This window comes from Lentzea sp. NPDC054927, assembly GCF_053610285.1.
In genome coordinates, this window is the sequence record NZ_JBSGXZ010000006.1 from 63,543 (window position 1) to 81,504 (window position 17,962).

The window sequence follows — 17,962 nt, forward strand, 5'->3', positions numbered from 1 at the left end:
CATGGACCGGGCGCCGGGCATGACGAACTCGATTTCGTAGCCAAACGAGATCGTCGTCGTTGTCCAGGAAGGAGAAGGTCCTGCGAACAGGGAGTGCCATGACGAGCGCGGCTGTCAGCGGCCCGCCAGGCGACGGCGTGTTGCGCACGACCCACCAGGACGGTGTGCTGGTGGTGGACGTTTCCGGAGAGGTCGACCTGGGCACGGTCAATCCGATCGCGAACGAGCTGATCAGCCTGGTGGCCGGTCGCCCCCATGCTGTTGTCGTCGACCTGCAGACCGTGACGTTTCTCGGTTCGATCGGCATCACGCTGCTGCTCGACGCTCAGCAGTACGCCGAGCGCCTGGGCGTCCCGTTCGCGACGACTGTGGCGAATCGAGCAGTGCTCAGGCCGTTGCGGCTTACCGGTGCCGACCGCGTGTTGCGGCCCCATGCGACTCTGCCGGGTGCGGTGTCCGCGGTGCGCACGCAGATCGGCTGAATAGACCTGTTCGGGTGCACGCCCGAACGGGCGCCGCACACCGATGTGCTGGTGGCGGCTGATGCCGTTCCCCGTACCCGCGCGGGCGCTGCTACCCGTCCTGCGGCGCCAAGGCCGCGGCAAAGCGCGTCGCGACCGCCGCGACCGCGGCACGCAGCTCGTGTGCTGCCGACGAGCACGCATCCGGCCTCCAATGGTTGAAGCCGTCCCATCGGAGGCCGGATCCACGGCGCCACCTCGGTCAGCGGGGCGTCGAACACGACGTGGACGGGGAACTCCCAGCCCGTGCCCAGGTTCTCCTCCAGCGCCGCGACCGGGTCGAGGCCCTCGGGTGACTCGAACTCGTGCGCGGTCTGCACGACCGTGCCAACCCGGTCGATTCGGTAGGTGCGGATCGCGTTCGCCCGGCGGGAATGACACAACAAGTACCAGCGCCCGTGGCGGACCACGACCGCCCGCGGGTCCACTTCGGACTTCCACGCGTTCCCGTTCTCGTTCCGGTACGCGATTAGCACCTGGCGCCTGGCTGCAGCGGCGGCGACGAGTGCGCTGGTGGTGGCCGGATCCGGGCGAGCGGAGTGCCGGTCAGGCGCGGCTTTGGCGTTCTCTCGCAGTGCGGCCGCCTGCCGGCCGACGTTCTCGGGTAGCGCCTGGATCACCTTGCCGAGCGCAGCACCGACCGTGTCGTCGGCGTCGGTGGCTGCCGGCTGGCCGCAGCCGGTACCCGCCGTGCGGGCCTCGGTTCGACTCGACCTGGATGCCAGCCTCTCGCAGAATCCCGATGTAGCGGCGGGCGGCGCGTTCCGTGACGCCCAGCCTCTCGGCGAGCTGGTCGGCCGTCGTACCGGGGCGTGCCTGGAGGATCTCCAGGGCGCGCAATGCCCTGGCGGTGGGTGTGCGTGCCGAAAACTACGTCCATGCAGGTTAAGCCGCATGGCGATACTCGTGGATGACTCCGCTGCCGCCGGAGGTCACCCTCTCACTCATCGCGCGTCGACGAGCACAGTCGTCAGGCCCGGAGCCATCAAGGTTCCGAGCCTGCGACCAGGTATTCCGTTTACGGGCAACGCTTCCAGGAGAAGAAGTAGTCCGTCTTGGCGTAGCCGTCGAGCGAGTCCATCGCCATGAAGCTCGTCTTCTTCCGATCAGACGTGCCCACGTTGACCCGCAGCTCGGTGTTGATGTTGAGGTTCCTGTTCACGCCACAGGGCGGGTAGATGATCGGCGAGCCCACGTCCGTGGCCTGCCATTCGTCATCCACCGGGCCCTGCCAGTTGTGGCTGCGGTAGCCCGTGTCAGTCATGCCCTGGAAGTAGTAGTTGGACTTCAGGGAACTGGTGGCACCGCGTTCGAGGTGGAGGTAGCCGGCGTAGTCGACCTCGGAGATGCCGTAGACGAAGCCCTCCGGCGCGTTCACCCTGATGCTCAGCTGGCAGTTCTTCCGGAAGTCCGTCGGCGCGGCACCGGGGCCGACCTTGGCCGCATAGCTGCTGAAGACCACGTGGAAGGCGGAGTTGTCCGGTGATACCGACACCGAGGTCGTGCCTCTGGGACAGCCGCTTCCGTTGATCATGTCGATGGTGACCGCGCCGGGTGGCGGGATCTCGGCCTGTGGGAGGACGACGGTGGACATCACCATGGCCGCGGCGACAATCGCGTGGATCATTGGACACCTTCCGGCTCGTACACTGGGCAGCGGCGGAGAAGAAGTACCCAACCCGATGACGGCGGCTTGGCGGGTTTCCTGCCGCCTTGCGATTACCTGACGATCGACCCTCCATCCCGTGTCCTGTTCCCCATGTGAACCGGTACGCCTGCACTGGGAGCGCTCCCCGAAGGGGCCGACAGCCCTCAGGAGAGCACATGCGCTGGAGCATGAGTGCGCTGGCGATCGCGGCGGTGGTGATCATCGTGAGTCCCGAGCTGCAGGTTCGTACTCGTTGATCAACCGACGACTCGTCGGCCACGCCCGGACACGCCGCTCAGCCTCGCCAGCGGGTGGTCGAGGCACGGTCGCGTGTAGTGCCGCGCTCTCATGTTCGACGGTGGCTATGGTGAAACACGCAGCGGTCCAGCAATGACTTCAGGTGATGAGCGGCCTGATGGTGCCAGCAAACCGTTTTGTGTAGCAGTTGACTCACGCACACCGCGGTGGGATCTTCACGACCTCAGTAGCGGCGTCAACGAGAACGGCATAAAACGACACCGCTGAACCGGCTGATCCGTTGCATGAACTAAGAATGTTGCACGCTTGCTACGCATGGGGATTCATATCCCCCCTCGGACACGAAGATGTCGCAAATTTGCGACGTCTGCGTGGCAGGTGCTCAAGTCCATTTGAGCACCTGTTTTGCGTTTCGGCGCCACTTCCAGGTGGCGTTCGATGACCATTTCCTACATCCGCCCCATCGTTCCCCGCACCGCCCCAGGAAATACGACGGGCGTCGCCACCCGCGCTGCCGGTCAGCCGCTCCCGCTTATCGCCGTCCCTGCATCACGGCCGCTCCGGCAGACGAACGTCGTGTACCGCATGGCCGCCGTAGATCAACGCGGCCGCGTCGCAGACCGCCACATCACCGCCGCACTGGACTGGGACGCGGGCACCCGCCTGAACATCCGCGAACACGACGGCGGGTTCGAGAGGCCGGGGCCGGGCTCGTAGGTTCGATGGTCCGGTGTGGACCACTACAGCAGCTGGGACTCGTTACCAACCGACACGCCTGCGACCTTCGCGGACTGCCTCGTCCACGTCTAGGGACCACAGGCGCAGGATGTTGTCGGTACTGGCGGACATCAGTGCGCGGCCGTCGGGCCGCCAAGCCAGATGCTTCACCTTGTTGGTGTGGCCGCTCAGCGTTGCCCACCTCTCGGCAGAGTGAATGTCCCACACGATGATCTTGTTGGCGTTACTACCGATCGCCAGGCGTGTGCTGTCCGGGCTGAACTCCAGTGCGGACACCTCGACATAGGAATTGCCGACCTCGTGATGTATCCCCAACTGCGAAATGTCGCGCCCGGTCGAGATCTCGGTTTCTACGCGCCAGGTTGTGGTGTCCCAAACGGTCACAATGTCACCCGTGCTCCAGGTGGCGAGCCAGTGGCGGTCCGGGCTCAGGGCGATCCCGCTCTTGGGACCGTCTTCGCACGCACGCAGCATCATGCGCCAGGTGACCATGTTCTGGATCTTCATGCAGCCGTTGACGGTCGCCATGGCCACGTCGTCGCCCGCCCCGAACGCCACCGCCGTGCGCCGCGGCTCACTGCCGATCAGGATCGGCTCATCGGGGTTGTCCAAGCGCCACACCGCGTCATGGTTCGTGGATCCGGCAACCAGCAGGGCACGTGAGTCGGGGCTGAAGGCCAGCAACCCTGCTGCGTCCGGCACGAAACTCGGGGCAGTCAGGTGTGTCTGTCGCCCTGACGCCAAGTCGCGCACGGCGACTGTCTCGCCTGGGCTTGCGACCGCCACGAGCGTGCGGTCGGGGCTGAAGCGACCCGCCGTCCCGCTGGTCCCGACGCGGGTTGTGCCGGTGCTGCGCAGTCGATCGTTGAGCTTTTCCACGGTGCCTGTTGAGGTCAACGCCAGCACGCTGGAGCCGGAGGCATCGAACGACAGCGCCTGCACTTCGCCCGAAGACGAGCTGGGGTACATAGCGGTCGGCCAGAAGCTGATGGCGCTGGGGCCCTGCACCGCCAATGTGCCGTCGGGAGCGAACTCCAGGTGTGTCACCCGTTCATCGACGACCAAAGACCCGAGTGGGATGCCACGCGGGATGTCCCACAAATTCACCTTCATACCGTCACCCGCGGTGGCGAGCATCGTTCCGTCAGCGCTCACGGCGATGACGTTTCCCGCGTTCTCGCGCGGTTGTGGGCTGGCGGCCAGTGTTCCTGCGGCGGTGTCCCACAGAACGACTTTGTTGTCGGCGAGCGACACCGCGACAAGGGAGCTGTTCGGCACAGCTCGGATTTGGTGGATGGCGGTGTTTCCGAAGCGGTAGCTGTTTCGGTGCTCGCCGGTTTCAACGTCCCAGATCTGAAGTTCATCATCGGCGCCTGCGATCGCGAGGGTACGGTTGTCGGACGCGATCGCTGGCGTCTTCTCCCGGTAGCCGCCCACAGCGAGGTCCCGGCGTTTCTGGCCCGATGCCGTATCCCAGATCGTTGTCGTCGTGCCCGCGGTGACCAGTGACCTTCCGTCGGCGCTGAAGCGCAGTGCTGAGGAGTCACGGGAGACGTCCTGAATCAGCTTCACTGGCTCGCTTTGGCCGGCGGTGTCCAGCAGGAACAGCTGGTGGCGACCATCCTCCATCGCGATGGTCCGACTGTCCGGGCCGAATGCGAAGCCCGCCATGCCTGCAGCATCAGCAGGCGGGCTTACCGTGCTGATGACGGTGAGCGTCGCGGAGTCGTACAGCGTGAGCTGTGAGTCGTCGAACACGGCGAAGATCTTGCCGTCGGGGCTGTACCGGTCCAGCGAAAACTGGGGGTGGGCAAGAGGAATGTGTTGTAGCGGACGTGCAGCACTGGCGGTGAGCAGGCGGCTGCGGGCCTCGACGCCGGGATAGGCGTTGTACGCCCGCAAGGCGTTGCGGAGGGACTCCTTCGGATACGTCGCGGCCTGTTCCTGGGACAGAGCGGCCAGCTGTTGGGACAGTGCCCACTGGGTGCGGCGTTCGGCCTTGTGCCGTTGCTGCACAGCGATGCCTGCTCCTACGGTCGCCACGACGAGCAACGCGGCTAGTCCTGCGGCGAGCCAGCGGAGTTGGCGTGTGCGGCGACGAGTCGCGGTGCGTTCAGCGTTCTCCACGACCTGACTTGCGGTGAGAAAGTCCAGCTCACGCTTGGTCAGTCCAGGGCGGACGCGGTCGACCCACTCCGAGGTCACGGCCAGGCGTGTGGTCCGGTAGAGGGCGCCGGTGTCACGGCCCAGCTCGTCCCAGATCCGTGCCGCCTCGGTCAGCTGGTGGTGGATGCGCAGACCGTCGCGGTCTTCGGCCAGCCACTCGCGCAGCCGCGGCCAGGCTCGGAACAGCGCCTCGTGGGTGATCTCCACGCTGTTCTCGCCGAGGGTGATCAGCCGGGCGCCGGCCAGCACGTCCAGCACCGGGCCCATCTCCGGCACCTCCGACCGGTCGATGCGGCGTTTGGTGTCCTCGGTGCCCTCGCCCAACGCCGTCAGACGCAACAACAGCTGGCGTGCAACGGTTTGCTGGTCCGCGATCAACGCCGCGAACACGGTCTCGGCGCTGCGTGCAAGGGCGCCGTGGATGCCACCCGCGACCTGATAGCCGGCCAGGGTGAGGGTGTGGCCGCGGCGGCGGCGCCATGTCTCCAGCAGAGCGTGCGACACCAGCGGCAGCACGCCGCTGCGCCCGGCCGCCTCAGCCACCAGCGTAGTCAGCAACGCGGATTCGACGCTACAGCCCGTCTTCGTGGCCGGTTGAGTGATTGCGCGGCGCAGCTCGTCCGGGGTCATCGCGCCAAGCAGGATCTGCGCGTCAGTCAGTGCGCGGGCCAGAGTCGGATACTGGGCACAGTGCGGGTAGAAGTCCGAACGCACGCCCAGCACTACACGGGTGCGACTGTTCGGGGCGCTGACGGCGGCCAGCAGCACCTCGATGAACCGCGATCGGCGTGCGGGGTCGGAGCAGAGGGTGAAGACCTCCTCGAACTGGTCGATCACCAGCACGAGATCCTCGTCCGGGGACACACACCGCACGAACCGGTGCAGATTCCTAGGATCGGCGAGCAACTCCTCGTACACCTGGCCCGGTGCGCGGCCGGTGTGCGAGGCCAGGCGGACAGCGCACTCCTCGACCGGGTTCGGTCCCGGCGTGAACACCACCGCACGGATCCTCGGCGCGAGCCCGGCACGCAGCAGCGACGACTTGCCCTCGCCGGAGGCGCCGAACACCGCGACGAAACGCTGCCGCCCCAACCGGGCGAGCAGCGTGTCGACCACGGCCTCCCGGCCGAAGAATCGGTCGGCATCCTGCGCCCCGAACGCCGCCAACCCCACATACGGAGCAGGCCCTTCCTCCTCGCCCGCGGGCGGGACCTGCTCGGCAATGGCGAGTTCGGCCGCGACGTCGTGCCAGCGTTGCCGCCACTGCTCCTCGTCTCCGCCGCATGCCCGGACGTAGCCCAGCACGACCTCCAGACCGGGAAGCCTGCGCCCGCCCGCCGCATCCGACAACGCCGTGGACGAGAAGTGCGACCGGCGCGCCAGCTCACGATAACTCGGACCACCCGCACTCGCCCGCAACCGCCGCAGATCAGCGGCGAAACGCAGCACCGGACCGTCGCCCTCGTCCAACGGCCGTTCGCCACGAGGCATCCGCACCCCCCGAGCTCGTGTCTCCCCGAGCACCGACCATAGTCCGCAATCCGTTGTCCGCCAGGGACTTCACCGATCGCGGACAACGCCATCCGGGTAGATCTCCAGACATGCCACCGGCGACAGACCGGCACAGGCATCCATCGGAGGAGAATATGAAGTCGAAGTTGTCAACAAAAATGGCAGTCATGCTCGCGACAATGGCGACAGCACTGGTCTCAGAGTCCGTGTCTGCGTCCGCCGTACCGGAGAAGGTCACGCACGTCTCAAGTCTGACCCAGTACCTCGACGCAGCGGCCGAGGGGAAGGCTGCGAACGTCGTGACGCTGGAATATGGCGCGTTGGTCGGCCGCGGTCCGAACGGGGAAGAGTCGCGGGTGTTAGACGTCGAGAACTGGCAGACCGCGAACCGCAGCCGTCTGCAGATGTGGGACTACCTCACGGCACCCGACCCGTCCAACCAGCGGTGGTACATCTACCACGACGACAGGTGGGCAACCAACGTGGTCGCTATCTGGGGTGACCAGTCGGGCAGGTGTCTGGACGAGTCACGGGACCATCAGGCCGCCGACGGTACCGCCGTTTATATCTACGACTGCTCATACGCATCCAACCAGCTGTGGAAACTGGTGCCACACCCAGCCCACAACGGCTACCTCGAGATTCGCAACGTCTATGACGACCGATGCCTGGACATCAGGGATTATCAGTACGTCAACGGTGCGACCATCCAGGTCTGGAGGTGCCTGAGCTACTGGAATCAGGCTTGGGCCTGACCTCGCCACCGCTCAAAGGTCCCGCCCGCGTGATGTGAACGCGGGCGGGATGCCACTGTCACCTGCCGGCGACTACCGCCGTTGCTGCCCTGCCTGTGCGCTGCCAGGCAGCAGGGTGATTTCGGTGCGGGCCAGGTCGGGGTTGTGTTCGAGGGTGGCAACGATGACGGCTGCCAGCGCGCGACTGTGGTCGGTGAGGCCGGTGATCGGGTCCGGTGGGGCGGCGCGGTGCAGGAGCTGCTGACCGAGTTCGCGTTCGAGTCGCCGGATGTCGCGGGCGAGGTTCTTCGGGTCGATGCCGAGCGCTGCCGCGGTGGCGCGCATCGTCGGGTGATCGCTGCGAACGCGGCCAATCATCGGTTACATGCGGATCTCAGCGATTGCGGCTCGGAGATCAGCCGTCAAGTAACCACGGACGCGCCGTGCAACTTCTTCCTCGTGAACATACTGCCGCACGGGGCCGTAGCACGGCTTCCAGGCAAGCTCGCGCAGTCCCTTCTGGACGTCGCACTTTCGGCGAGGGGCCCAGGCAACCTGACTCCCCCGCCTGTCGAATCGAGCCCGGCACCGCCAGTGATATCGCCTGAACCGGTACCCGGAAACGAACAGGCACCTCCCGGCGAACCACGTCCTTAGCACGCCACGTTGTGCGTGCCGAAAACTATGTCCATGCAGGTTAAGACGCATGGCGATACTCGTGGACATCTCCGCCGAGACAGTCTTGCCGATTTACGCTGAGGCGTTCGATCTGATCGGATTCAAGAGGCTGGGGCCGGATCCGCAAGGGCGCCGCGCAAGCGAATGATCGGTGGGTGCGGTGAGGTGGCGTCATCTCATCGAGATCACAAATGTAAACCCGATCGGGGGCACGACCCACGACAATGTCATGCATGGGCAGCCGCGTCCGGTTGATCGTCATCGCCGAGCTGGTCGCCTGCACCGCTCGAAAAGTCATCGCTGCAGCTCAAGCCGCATATCGGTACTCGTTGATCACCCCGCCTCCCTTCCGTTGACCGGTAAGCCAACGTTTCAGTTGGCGGTGGAGCAGGTCACGGCCGGGCGAGCGGGTTCAGGACCGGCGGCGACGAACCCGAACGAGGTGGTTCCCCCAGCAGCGAGCACGGCGTTGTGGCCGGCGTTGGTGACGGTCACCGCGGTCGCGTTCTGGGTCAGGGTGCCGTTCCACAGGTTGCCGATGGTGTGGCCCGCAGCCGGCTGCCACGTGATGGTCCAGCCGGTTAGGCCGCCTCCGCTGGTGTTGCCCACGGTCACCTCGACCTGGTAGCCGCCCGGCCACGAGTTGGTCACCTCGTAACGGGCAACGCAGGCGTTCGCGGTCGTGACCGTGGTCGTCGCCGTGGTGGAGTTGGTCTGGGCGCTGCTGCTGGGCCGGTCGCCCTGCACGACGGTGCCGATCACAACACCGGCGGCGACCAGGACAGCCGCACCGGCGACCATCGCGATCACCCGGCGTGGCAGGTGGCGGCGGACGAGCAGCATCCGCGTCCCGCTCTTCGGGGGCGCAGCGGGCAGCGGCAGTCCCTCCGCGACCGCCGCGAGCAGCTTCTGGGCCTCGGCCATCGTCGGGCGTTGTGCCGCGTCACGATGCAGGAGGCGCAGGAGCACCTCGCCGAGCGGGCCACCCAACCGTGGCGGCTCGAACTCCCCCCGGACCACGCGTTGCAGGAGCGCGTAGGGGTTGTCGTCCAAGCCGAACGGCGGCGTGCCCTCCAGTGCTGCGTAGAGGGTCGCGCCGAGGGAGAACACGTCCGAGGCGAACGTCGCCGCCTCGCCCGCCGCCACCTCCGGCGCCAGGAAGGCCGGCGTGCCGACGATCAAGCGGGCGTCGGTCACCGTGCCCTCGCCGACCGCGCGGGCGATGCCGAAGTCGGTGATCTTCGCGATGCCGTCCTCGGCCAGCAGGACGTTGAACGTCGAGACGTCCCGGTGCACGATGCCCTCTGCGTGCGCCGCCGCCAGCGCGGCGGCGACCTGCCTGCCCACGGCCGCGACCACGCCCGGCGGCAGCGCGCCCCGTTCGGCGATCAGCTCCGCGAGGCTGCGGGAGGGCAGGTACTCCAGCACCAGACAGGGCTTGCCGTCGTGCTCGACGACCTCGTACACCCTGATCGCGTGCGGATGCCGCAGCCGACCGGCGACCCGGCCCTCGCGCAGCATCTGCGCCACCGCGTCCGGGGACTGCCGGTCCGTGTTGAGCAGCTTGACCGCGATCACGCGGTCGAGCTGCTCGTCGCGCGCCTGCCAGACCACCCCCATGGATCCTTGCCCGATCGACGACACCAGCCGGTACCGCCCGGCGATGACCTCACCCTCTTCTGGCACATGCCGACGCTACTTGGCTGAGCCGACCATCGGCCACCTTCGACTTCTCGCGAGCTGGGTTCTAGATCTAAAGCCGCACTCGGTCATGGGAATCGGAGCCCTCCTGGCCGCGGCGCTCCACGGACCGATGGCCGCCGCCGGCCCGGCGGCGGATCAGGCCGAACAGGTGCGGTACGCGAACGAGACCGTCAACCTCTCGTTCGAGCAGTACGTCGCGCGTCAGAATGACTTCCGCGCCAACGGGTGCACGCTCGCCCCGCCGAAGGCCGACCAGGGGTGCAGGAAGCCCGCGCCCTACAACGCTTCCTTTCCATCGTCAGCTCCCCGCGCGTACGGGTTCGGTGGTGAACTCGACGTCGGTCACACCCGCGACTGCGCGGACCAGCACGTCCACCACGTGCCGTTCGGTGGCGCTGTTGCCCTTGTCCACGATGGACACCTTGCCGCCGGTCACCGCGACCTGCCAGCGTTGCACGCCGCCGACCATGCCCAGCCGGTTGTGGATCTCGGCCTGGATGACCCAGTCCGCGCGGGTGATGGAGCGCAGCATGTCTCTGCGGGTCACGATTCCAGCGAGGTGGCCCTCGTGCACGACCGGCACGCTGCGCACACCGTGGTCGAGCATCAGGGCGGCGACCTCGGCCAGATCGGCGTTCGGACTCACGGTCACCGGAGACTTCGTCATCACCTCGGCGACCACGTCGGCAGGCGCCTGCCTGGCTTCGACGGGTTCGCCGTGCACAAGCCCTCTCGGGTCCTGCGGCAGGCGGTTCTTCAGCAGATCGGCTTCGCTGACCATGCCGACCAACGCGCCCAAGGCGTCGACCACGGGCAGGGCGGTGAAGCCACGTTCGGCGATCAGCCTGGCGGCGTCACGCGCGGGCGTGTCCTGTTCGACGACCACGACGTCCGTGGTCATCACGTCTCGAGTCCTCATGACGCTCCTCAGCCGAAGATCTCGGTCTGGCGGGTGTGCGTGGTGTCGTTCCACCCAGCCCTCAACTGGTTGTGCACGTCGACCACGCCCGGCAGGACGCGGATGAGGTGTTCGGCGATCTCCACTTCGCTCTGCCGGTCCAGCTGCCCCTGCACCGTCACCACTCCGTCGGTCACCGCGACGTAGAGGGAGTCGGGGTCGACCCACAGCATCCGGCCGAAGATCTCGTCGCGGATCGTCGTGCGCAGCTCCTCGTCCTCACGTACGAAGAGCTTCAGCAGGTCGCGACGGGACAGCACGCCGACCAGCGCGCCGTCGGAGTCCATGACGAAGAGCCTGCGCACACCGGTGGCCGCAAGCTCGCGAGCGGCCGCGCTCGCGGCGAGGTCCGGCGCGATGCTCTTGACCGGCGACGTCATCACGTCGCGGGCGGTAACACCGCTCGCCTGCTCCCAGCGGTGCTTCGTCGCACGACCCGCGAACAGACCGGGCGCGTCTTCGGTGCCGCCGCGGAACTCCTCCTTGGGCAGCAGGTCGGCTTCGGAGACGACGCCGACCGGATAGCCGCCGTCGAGCACGGGCACCGCGCTGATCTTGTTGTCCTCCAGCAGCTGTACGAGGTCCTTGAACGGGCACTCGACGTCTGCGGTGATCACCTCACGTGTCATCAGCGAGGCGACTGTCGGTTCACGCATGACACCCTCCGGCAATCCTTGGTCGGTATGTGACCAAGCCTTGTCGGCGATGCAGCGATCAGACACGTGCCAAGGGGGTGGGCGGGCCGGGACGTTTCGCCCCTACCGCGAGGACCGAAGGACCCTGCGACCAGGCGGGCGGGCTCAGCACGCTGAAGGCATGAGCGAGAAGTCACGCATAGTCGTCGGAGTCGACAAGTCGCCCGCCGCACGCGCCGCGTTGTCGTGGGCCGTGCGGGAAGCCAAGCGCACCAACACCGCCGTGCTGGCGGTGGGGGTGTGTCAGCTGGGTTTCGAGGCGGCGCACAAGGAGGACCTCCGGGTCGCACTCGAAGAGCTGGGGCAGGAAGCCGATGGCGTCCGAGTGGAACTGCAGACGCCGCACGGCGTTCCCGGCCCCACGCTCGTCGAGCTGTCCAAGCACGCACCGTGCCTTGTCGTGGGCGGACACGGTTCCCGCAAGCGGGATCTCGTGGTGTTCAGCTCGGTCACGACGTTCTGCCTGCGCCACGCGCTGTGCCCGGTCGTGGTGGTTCCCAACGGCGCCGAACAGCACGCGGGTCCGTTGATGCTGCGGTGAGTGCCTCGGGTCCCGGCCAGGCCTGGACGTAGGCCCCTCTCCAGCGGCCGCTCGTGCTGCGAGCTTCAAAGCAGGACTTCAACGTGGAGGTGAGCGGGATGGACCGCGGTCAGCCCGACGAGACAACGGTACGAGCAGCGGTAGCACTCGCCGGACGCGCACCTTCGGTGCACAACTCCCAGCCGTGGCGCTGGGAGGCCGGTGCGCGCAGCCTGCACCTGTACGCCGACCACACGCGCGGCCTGCCCGCGACGGATCCGCTGGGCGCCGACCTGATCATCAGCTGCGGGGCCGCGTTGCACCACCTGCGAGTCGGGCTCGCCGCACTCGGCTGGCGTGCGAAGGTCCACCGGTTGCCCAACCCCGCCCAGCCAGACCACCTCGCGGCGATCGAGTTCCAGCCGTTCGAACCGAGGGAGTCGCACGTCGCGCTCGCCGCCGCGATTCCCCGCAGGCGCAGCGATCGCCGCGCCTTCTCCTCCTGGCCCGCCCCCGACGAGATCCTCCAGCAACTCGTGGTGACCGCCCGTGCCGAAGGGGTGGACGCCCACGTCGTCACCGGCAAGGCACACGACCAACTCCTGATCGCGATCGGCACGGCCGCCGGCATCCAGGAAGCCGACCCGGCCTATCAAGCCGAGATCCGGCAGTGGAGCGGTGTGTATCCCGGTGCGTCAGCCGGTGTTCCCGCCGCCAACATCCCCGCAGGTTCCCGCCAGTACGGCGACCTGCGGATGCGCGAGTTCGCGCCGGGATCGTTGCTGCAGGGCGGTCCCAGCCTGCTCGGTGAGGACGCGGGAACGCTCCTCGTGCTGAGCACGTCGTCCGACGACGACCTGTCCCGGCTGCGCGCCGGCGAGGCAACCAGCGCGGTGCTGCTGGAAGCGACCGCCGCAGGGCTGGCGAGCTGCCCGCTCAGCCAGCCGCTGGAGGTCGTGAAGACCAGGGAGTTGGTGCGCGACGAGGTCCTCGGCAGTGCCACCTGCCCGCAGCTGGTCATCCGCGTCGGGTGGGCCGCGTTCAACGCCGACCCTTTGCCCGCCACACCCCGCCGTCCCGTCATCGACCTCCTCCGCGACCAGGAGCCGAAGTGACCACCTACATCCGCGACTTCAGCACGCTCGGCAAGAACGACACCTCCGTCGCCGGAGGCAAGGGCGCCAACCTCGGTGAACTCACCGGCGCCGGGCTGCCGGTGCCGCCCGGCTTCGTCGTCACCGCCGAGGCGTTCCTGACGTCCATGAGCCAGGTTCGCGACGACCTCGCCGCCGAGCTCGTGATCGCGCTAGACCGAGGTACCTCGCCGCAGCGGCTGGAGGAGTCCGCCGAACGGATGCGCGAGCTGGTGCGCAAGGCGGGCGTCTCCGACGACGTGCGGCACGCGGTCTTGCAGGCATATCGCGGCCTCGGCCAAGACGAGTCCGTGGCGGTCCGTTCCTCGGCCACCTCCGAGGACACCGCCGGCTCGTCGTTCGCGGGCATGAACAGCACCTTCACCAACACCCGAGGCGCGCACGCCGTGCTGGACCGGCTGCTGGACTGCTGGGTGTCGTTGTTCGGCACGCGCTCGATCGCCTACCGGGCCGAACAGGGCATCACCGACGAGCCCGCGATCGCCGTGGTAGTGCAGAGGATGGTGAACGCCGAACGCTCCGGCGTCATGTTCACCGCTGACCCTTCCAGCGGTGACCGCGACAAGATGCTCGTCGAGGCCTCGTTCGGGCTCGGCGAAGTCGTCGTCAGCGGCGCGGTCGAACCGGACACGTACGTCCTGCGCCGCAACGGCGATGTGGTGTCTCTTGTGGACACACGCGTTGGCAGGAAGACGCACAAGATCGTGCGTGGCGCGAACGGCAACGACGAACGCATCGACCTCGACACCGAGGAATCACACGCGCAGGTGCTCACCGAGGCCGAGGCCATCGCGATCGGCCAGCTGGGCCAGCGCGTGCAACGGCACTACGGCGAACCCCAGGACACCGAGTGGGCCATCGCCGACGGCAAGACGTGGCTCGTCCAATCCCGGCCGATCACAACTCTGCCAGAGGAAGCCGCACCGTTGTCAGGTCCGCTGGTCGCCGGCCTGGCCGCCTCACCGGGGATTGCTTCTGGCCGGGTCCGCGTGCTGCGCTCCCCCGACGAAGGGAACCGATTGCGCGACGGCGAGGTGCTGGTCGCCGAGATGACCAACCCCGACTGGGTGCCGACGATGCGCCGCGCGTCCGCAGTGGTCACCGACGGCGGCGGCATCACCTGCCACGCCGCCATCGTGGCTCGCGAACTGCGCGTGCCGTGCGTGGTGGGCACCGGTTCGGCCACCACGGTGCTGAAAGAGGGCCAGCTGGTCACCGTCGACGGCAGCACCGGAGACGTCCGTGCAGGCTCGGCACCGATCACCACGGCACCACGCATCGTCGCCCCGGTCGTGCAGGCGACCGAAGGGCTCTGTCCACGCCTGACCAGCGCAACGATGGTGTTGGTATGACTGAGATCCTCGTCGCCTACGCGACCAAGATGGGTGCTACCAAGGAAATCGCAGACGCGATCGCCAATCGGATCCGTTCCGCGTCGCACGAGGTCGTCGTGCTGGACGCTGCGGATGTCGGCTCCGTCGAGCCCTACAAGGCAGTCGTGCTCGGCAGCGCGCTGTACGCGGGCCGGTGGCGGCGGGAAGCGGTGAAGCTCCTGACTCGCAACGAGAAGCTCCTGCACGCCCGGCCGTTGTGGCTCTTCCACAGCGGCCCGCTCGGCACCGATCTCACGCCGCAGCGAGCCCCGCGCAAGGTGCGTGAGATCGCCGCGCGCATCGGTGCGGAGGAACCCATTACCTTCGGCGGCAGGCTCACGCCGGAGACCGCTGCCAGCTTCATCGCCAAGAAGATGGCACAGGGCCCGATGGCGGGCGATTTCCGTGACTGGCACGAGATCGACCGCTGGGCGTACACGATCGCCCAGCAGCTCGTCGCGGCGCGCTGACAGCTCAGTTGTGCATCTTCAGCAGCTGGCGGTGCAGGTGGTCCCGGACGGCGTCGACCGCCTCGGTGACGGTCTTCGCCTCTGCCTGCGCCACCACGTGCGTGCCGTTGACGTCGAGGTTCGCGTGCACCTCGACGGTGCGCGGACCGGGGTTCGCGATGCGGACGTGCGCGTAGTTCGTCGGTTCGGGTGCGAACCTGGCGAGCGGAGCGATCCGGTCGTGCGCGTACTGCTTGGCATCCGGCGAGGTCTGATCGCCCGCATCGACCACGACGTTGGCGATCTCCTGCTGTCCAGCGTGCTTCATCAGTTCTCCTTCAGCCTATGTCCCTGCGCCGCAACGTGATCAGGCCGGTAGCGGTGAGGACGGCGGTCGCGGCGATCAGCCACAGCAACGGCGTTGCCGTGATCGCGCCGCCGGGCATGTGCGGCACGTGTGCGAACGGCGAGGCATCCAGCAGCCACTGGTCCAGCCCCAGCAAGGGACCGAGGTCGCCCAGCAACATGAACGCCGCCAGCACCGCCCAGCTCAGCGCGGCGAGCCTCGGCGCGGCGCCGACCAGCACCAGGACGACCCCGGTGAGCACCCAGGCCGCAGGCACCTGCACGAGTGCACCGACGAACACCCTGCCGACTTGGCCGGTGTCGCCGGTCCGTGCCGCGTGGACCACGCCCGCCGACAATCCTGCTCCTACGAGTAGCAACGCGGTACCGGCGAGCGCGACGCTCACATGGCTCATCGCCCACCTGGCGCGGCTCACGTTCGCCGTCAGCACGGCATCTGCGCGGTGCTCCGCCTCCTCGCTGTGCAGTCGCAATGCCGCTTGCACACCGTAGCCCGAGGCCACCACTCCGAGCAGCGCGAACATCGCCGAGAGCACCGCGTCGGTCAGCACGTCCCGGTCGCCGAGCTGCGGGAACATCTGCTGGGCCTCGAGACTTCCAACCATGTCCCCGATGCGGTGCACGACGCTGCCGACCAGCAGGCCGTAGGCGGCGAACCCCACCGTCCACCCCACCAGCGAGCCTCGCTGCAGCCGCCACGCCAACGAGACCGGCCCGCTCAGCCACCGCGACGCCGCAGCCGGCCCCACCCGATCGCGCAGCACGCCCGCGCCGTGATCCCTCCGTGCCACGAGCCGATACGCCGCCGCGATCACCGCGACCGCGAAACCGGCCGCGATCCCGGACACCCACCAGCGGTCGCCGGCGTAGGGCCGGAACTGCTGTCCCCAGCCCAGCGGCGACAGCCACGACAGCCACTGCGGGCCAACGGTGTCCCCGATCGCACGGAGCACGAACACCACGCCCAGCACCGCCGTGGCAAGTCCCATCGACGCGCGACGGCTCGTCACGAGCTGCACCGCCACGGCCGCGACACACGCGAATGCGATGCCCACGCTCATCCAGGCCAGGGTGAACGTCACCGATCCCGCGACGGGCAGTCCGGCGTCCGCCACCGAAGCCGCCGTGATGACTCCCAGCGCCACATTCGCGCCCACCGCGACCAGCAGGGCGGCGGTCAGCGGTGCACGGCGGCCGACCACGCCCGACCCGACCGGCTCGAGCCTGCCCGCCTCTTCTTCAGCGCGGGTGTGCCGCACGACGAGGACGATGGAGAAGATCGCGATCGCCACCGAGCCGGTGCCGAGTGCCTTGAGCATGGCGAGCGCGCCGATCGACGTCAGGTCGTAGATGTGGCCGTAGACCGCGACCAGTGCGGGCGTGTTGTTCATCAGGGACGCGGCCTGCGCCACCGAGTCCGCCGTCGGGAACAGGTCCTTCGTCGCGGCCGCCGAGGTCACCGCCAGCAAGACGAACGCGGCGATCCAGGCCGGCAGCAGGATCCGGTCGCGCCGCAGAGCGAGGCGCACGAGCTCACGGGTGCCGTTCATCGCTTCACCTCGTAGTGGCGCAGGAACAGCTCCTCCAGCGTCGGCGGCCGGCACGTCAGCGTCCGCACGCCGAGCTTGGTGAGCGCGGGCAGGATCGTGTCGAGCTGGTCGGTGTCAACCTGACAGCGCAGGTGAGTTCCGTCGAGGTGGGGCTCGTGCACGCCGGGCAGCGAGACGAACCCGTTGGGCGGGCTGACGAGGTCAGCTTCGATCGTGGTGCGAGTGAGGTGTCGCAGATCCGTGAGCGAGCCGCTTTCGACGAGCTTGCCGTGGCGGATGATGCTGACGCGGTCGCACACCTTCTCGACCTCGGCGAGCACGTGGCTGCTCAGCAGCACCGTCCTGCCCTCGGTCCGGAGCACCGCGAGGTAGTTCTCGAACACGGCTTGCATCAGCGGGTCCAGCCCAGCGGTCGGCTCATCGAGCAACAGCAGCTCGGCGTCGCTGGCGAGCGCGGCGATCAGCGCGACCTTCTGCCGGTTGCCGGACGAGTAAGCGCGGCCTTTCTTCGTCGGGTCGAACTCGAACCGCTCGATCAGCTCGGCCTTGCGGGTCGTGTTCAGCCCGCCGCGGAGCCTGCCGAGCAGGTCGATCACCTCGCCGCCGGTCAGGTTGGGCCACAACGTCACGTCGCCGGGCACGTAGGCCAAGCGCCGGTGCAGGGTGGCCGCGTCCCGCCACGGGTCGCCGCCGAGAAGAGTGACGGTGCCATCGTCCGCGCGTAGCAGGCCGAGCAGGATGCGCAGAGTCGTCGTCTTGCCCGCGCCGTTGGGTCCGAGCAGGCCGTGCACTTCCCCGACCTGCGCGGTCAGGTCGAGACCGTCGAGTGCGTTGGTCCGGCCGTACGCCTTCCGCACACCGGTCAGGGAGATGGCTGCTGTCATGGTTCGACGCTGGGTACCTGGCCGTGGCCGAAAGAGGGGCCGGCGGCACGTCCA

Annotated in this window: 17 protein-coding genes and 1 pseudogene; 7 read left to right on the forward strand and 11 right to left on the reverse strand. The window is 67.9% G+C overall.

All coding sequences use genetic code 11. The annotated features are described in order from the left end of the window. The first annotated feature begins 98 nt into the window (after nucleotides 1-98). Entirely contained in the window at nucleotides 99-482 is a 384-nt protein-coding gene (locus tag ACWGE0_RS12050) for an STAS domain-containing protein (protein ID WP_452260912.1), read from the forward strand. Between the two features lie 419 nt (nucleotides 483-901). Here the strand turns inward: ACWGE0_RS12050 and ACWGE0_RS12055 are convergent. From ACWGE0_RS12055 to ACWGE0_RS12065, 3 genes and pseudogenes are all read right to left on the reverse strand, one after another. Next, a pseudogene (locus ACWGE0_RS12055) lies at nucleotides 902-1,141 on the reverse strand (WYL domain-containing protein); the annotation flags it as partial. After that, nucleotides 1,068-1,361, reverse strand: a complete 294-nt coding sequence (locus ACWGE0_RS12060) for an HTH domain-containing protein (protein WP_452260913.1) — start codon at nucleotides 1,359-1,361, stop codon at nucleotides 1,068-1,070. The gene ACWGE0_RS12060 and the pseudogene ACWGE0_RS12055, both read right to left, overlap by 74 nt. 178 nt (nucleotides 1,362-1,539) lie before the next feature. Continuing rightward, the gene (locus ACWGE0_RS12065; protein WP_452260914.1) at nucleotides 1,540-2,148 is read right to left on the reverse strand and encodes a DUF4360 domain-containing protein; all 609 of its coding nucleotides are present in this window, start codon (nucleotides 2,146-2,148) and stop codon (nucleotides 1,540-1,542) included. An 864-nt stretch (nucleotides 2,149-3,012) separates the two neighbouring features. Here ACWGE0_RS12065 and ACWGE0_RS12070 point away from each other — a divergent pair. Then, nucleotides 3,013-3,144: a hypothetical protein gene (locus ACWGE0_RS12070; RefSeq protein WP_452260915.1), complete on the forward strand. Its 132-nt coding sequence runs from the start codon at nucleotides 3,013-3,015 to the stop codon at nucleotides 3,142-3,144. A gap of 42 nt (nucleotides 3,145-3,186) precedes the next feature. On the opposite strand, the gene ACWGE0_RS12075 is transcribed toward ACWGE0_RS12070, so the two are convergent. Beyond that, nucleotides 3,187-6,801, reverse strand: a complete 3,615-nt coding sequence (locus ACWGE0_RS12075) for an nSTAND1 domain-containing NTPase (RefSeq protein ID WP_452260916.1) — start codon at nucleotides 6,799-6,801, stop codon at nucleotides 3,187-3,189. A 221-nt stretch (nucleotides 6,802-7,022) separates the two neighbouring features. Between ACWGE0_RS12075 and ACWGE0_RS12080 the strand changes: the two genes are divergently transcribed. Further along, nucleotides 7,023-7,598, forward strand: a complete 576-nt coding sequence (locus ACWGE0_RS12080; protein ID WP_452260917.1) for an RICIN domain-containing protein — start codon at nucleotides 7,023-7,025, stop codon at nucleotides 7,596-7,598. A gap of 72 nt (nucleotides 7,599-7,670) precedes the next feature. Here ACWGE0_RS12080 and ACWGE0_RS12085 read toward each other — a convergent pair whose 3' ends face one another. From ACWGE0_RS12085 to ACWGE0_RS12100, 4 genes are all read right to left on the reverse strand, one after another. Beyond that, on the reverse strand, nucleotides 7,671-7,955 hold the full coding sequence (locus ACWGE0_RS12085) for a helix-turn-helix domain-containing protein (protein WP_452260918.1): 285 nt from the start codon (nucleotides 7,953-7,955) through the stop codon (nucleotides 7,671-7,673). Between the two features lie 672 nt (nucleotides 7,956-8,627). Further along, nucleotides 8,628-9,941, reverse strand: coding sequence for a protein kinase domain-containing protein (locus ACWGE0_RS12090; RefSeq protein ID WP_452260919.1), 1,314 nt, complete (start codon nucleotides 9,939-9,941; stop codon nucleotides 8,628-8,630). 316 nt (nucleotides 9,942-10,257) lie between these two features. Beyond that, nucleotides 10,258-10,878 carry a CBS domain-containing protein gene (locus tag ACWGE0_RS12095; protein ID WP_452260920.1) on the reverse strand — a complete coding sequence of 207 codons (621 nt, stop codon included), beginning with the start codon at nucleotides 10,876-10,878 and terminating at the stop codon, nucleotides 10,258-10,260. Between the two features lie 8 nt (nucleotides 10,879-10,886). Continuing rightward, entirely contained in the window at nucleotides 10,887-11,573 is a 687-nt protein-coding gene (locus ACWGE0_RS12100) for a CBS domain-containing protein (RefSeq protein WP_452260921.1), read from the reverse strand. Between the two features lie 160 nt (nucleotides 11,574-11,733). On the opposite strand from ACWGE0_RS12100, the gene ACWGE0_RS12105 reads away from it, so the two are divergent. Genes ACWGE0_RS12105 through ACWGE0_RS12120 form a run of 4 tightly spaced genes read left to right on the forward strand, consistent with a single transcriptional unit; the run spans nucleotide 11,734 to nucleotide 15,129 of the window. Then, on the forward strand, nucleotides 11,734-12,153 hold the full coding sequence (locus ACWGE0_RS12105) for a universal stress protein (protein ID WP_452260922.1): 420 nt from the start codon (nucleotides 11,734-11,736) through the stop codon (nucleotides 12,151-12,153). 53 nt (nucleotides 12,154-12,206) lie between these two features. Continuing rightward, entirely contained in the window at nucleotides 12,207-13,247 is a 1,041-nt protein-coding gene (locus ACWGE0_RS12110; protein ID WP_452260923.1) for an Acg family FMN-binding oxidoreductase, read from the forward strand. Beyond that, a complete protein-coding gene (locus ACWGE0_RS12115) occupies nucleotides 13,244-14,638 on the forward strand; it encodes a PEP/pyruvate-binding domain-containing protein (protein ID WP_452260924.1) in 1,395 nt (464 codons plus the stop codon). The genes ACWGE0_RS12110 and ACWGE0_RS12115 overlap by 4 nt, the downstream gene beginning before the upstream one ends. Next, entirely contained in the window at nucleotides 14,635-15,129 is a 495-nt protein-coding gene (locus ACWGE0_RS12120; RefSeq protein ID WP_452260925.1) for a flavodoxin domain-containing protein, read from the forward strand. Before ACWGE0_RS12115 ends, ACWGE0_RS12120 begins: the two co-directional genes overlap by 4 nt. Before the next feature lie 4 nt (nucleotides 15,130-15,133). Here the strand turns inward: ACWGE0_RS12120 and ACWGE0_RS12125 are convergent, their stop codons facing one another. The 3 genes from ACWGE0_RS12125 to ACWGE0_RS12135 are packed head-to-tail and all read right to left on the reverse strand — an operon-like array spanning nucleotide 15,134 to nucleotide 17,908. Continuing rightward, on the reverse strand, nucleotides 15,134-15,436 hold the full coding sequence (locus tag ACWGE0_RS12125; RefSeq protein ID WP_319969288.1) for an HPF/RaiA family ribosome-associated protein: 303 nt from the start codon (nucleotides 15,434-15,436) through the stop codon (nucleotides 15,134-15,136). Between the two features lie 10 nt (nucleotides 15,437-15,446). Further along, nucleotides 15,447-17,024 (reverse strand): ABC transporter permease, encoded by a 1,578-nt coding sequence (locus ACWGE0_RS12130; RefSeq protein ID WP_452260926.1) that lies wholly within the window; start codon nucleotides 17,022-17,024, stop codon nucleotides 15,447-15,449. Further along, nucleotides 17,021-17,908 (reverse strand): ATP-binding cassette domain-containing protein, encoded by an 888-nt coding sequence (locus ACWGE0_RS12135; protein WP_452260927.1) that lies wholly within the window; start codon nucleotides 17,906-17,908, stop codon nucleotides 17,021-17,023. Before ACWGE0_RS12135 ends, ACWGE0_RS12130 begins: the two co-directional genes overlap by 4 nt. Nucleotides 17,909-17,962 lie beyond the last annotated feature (54 nt).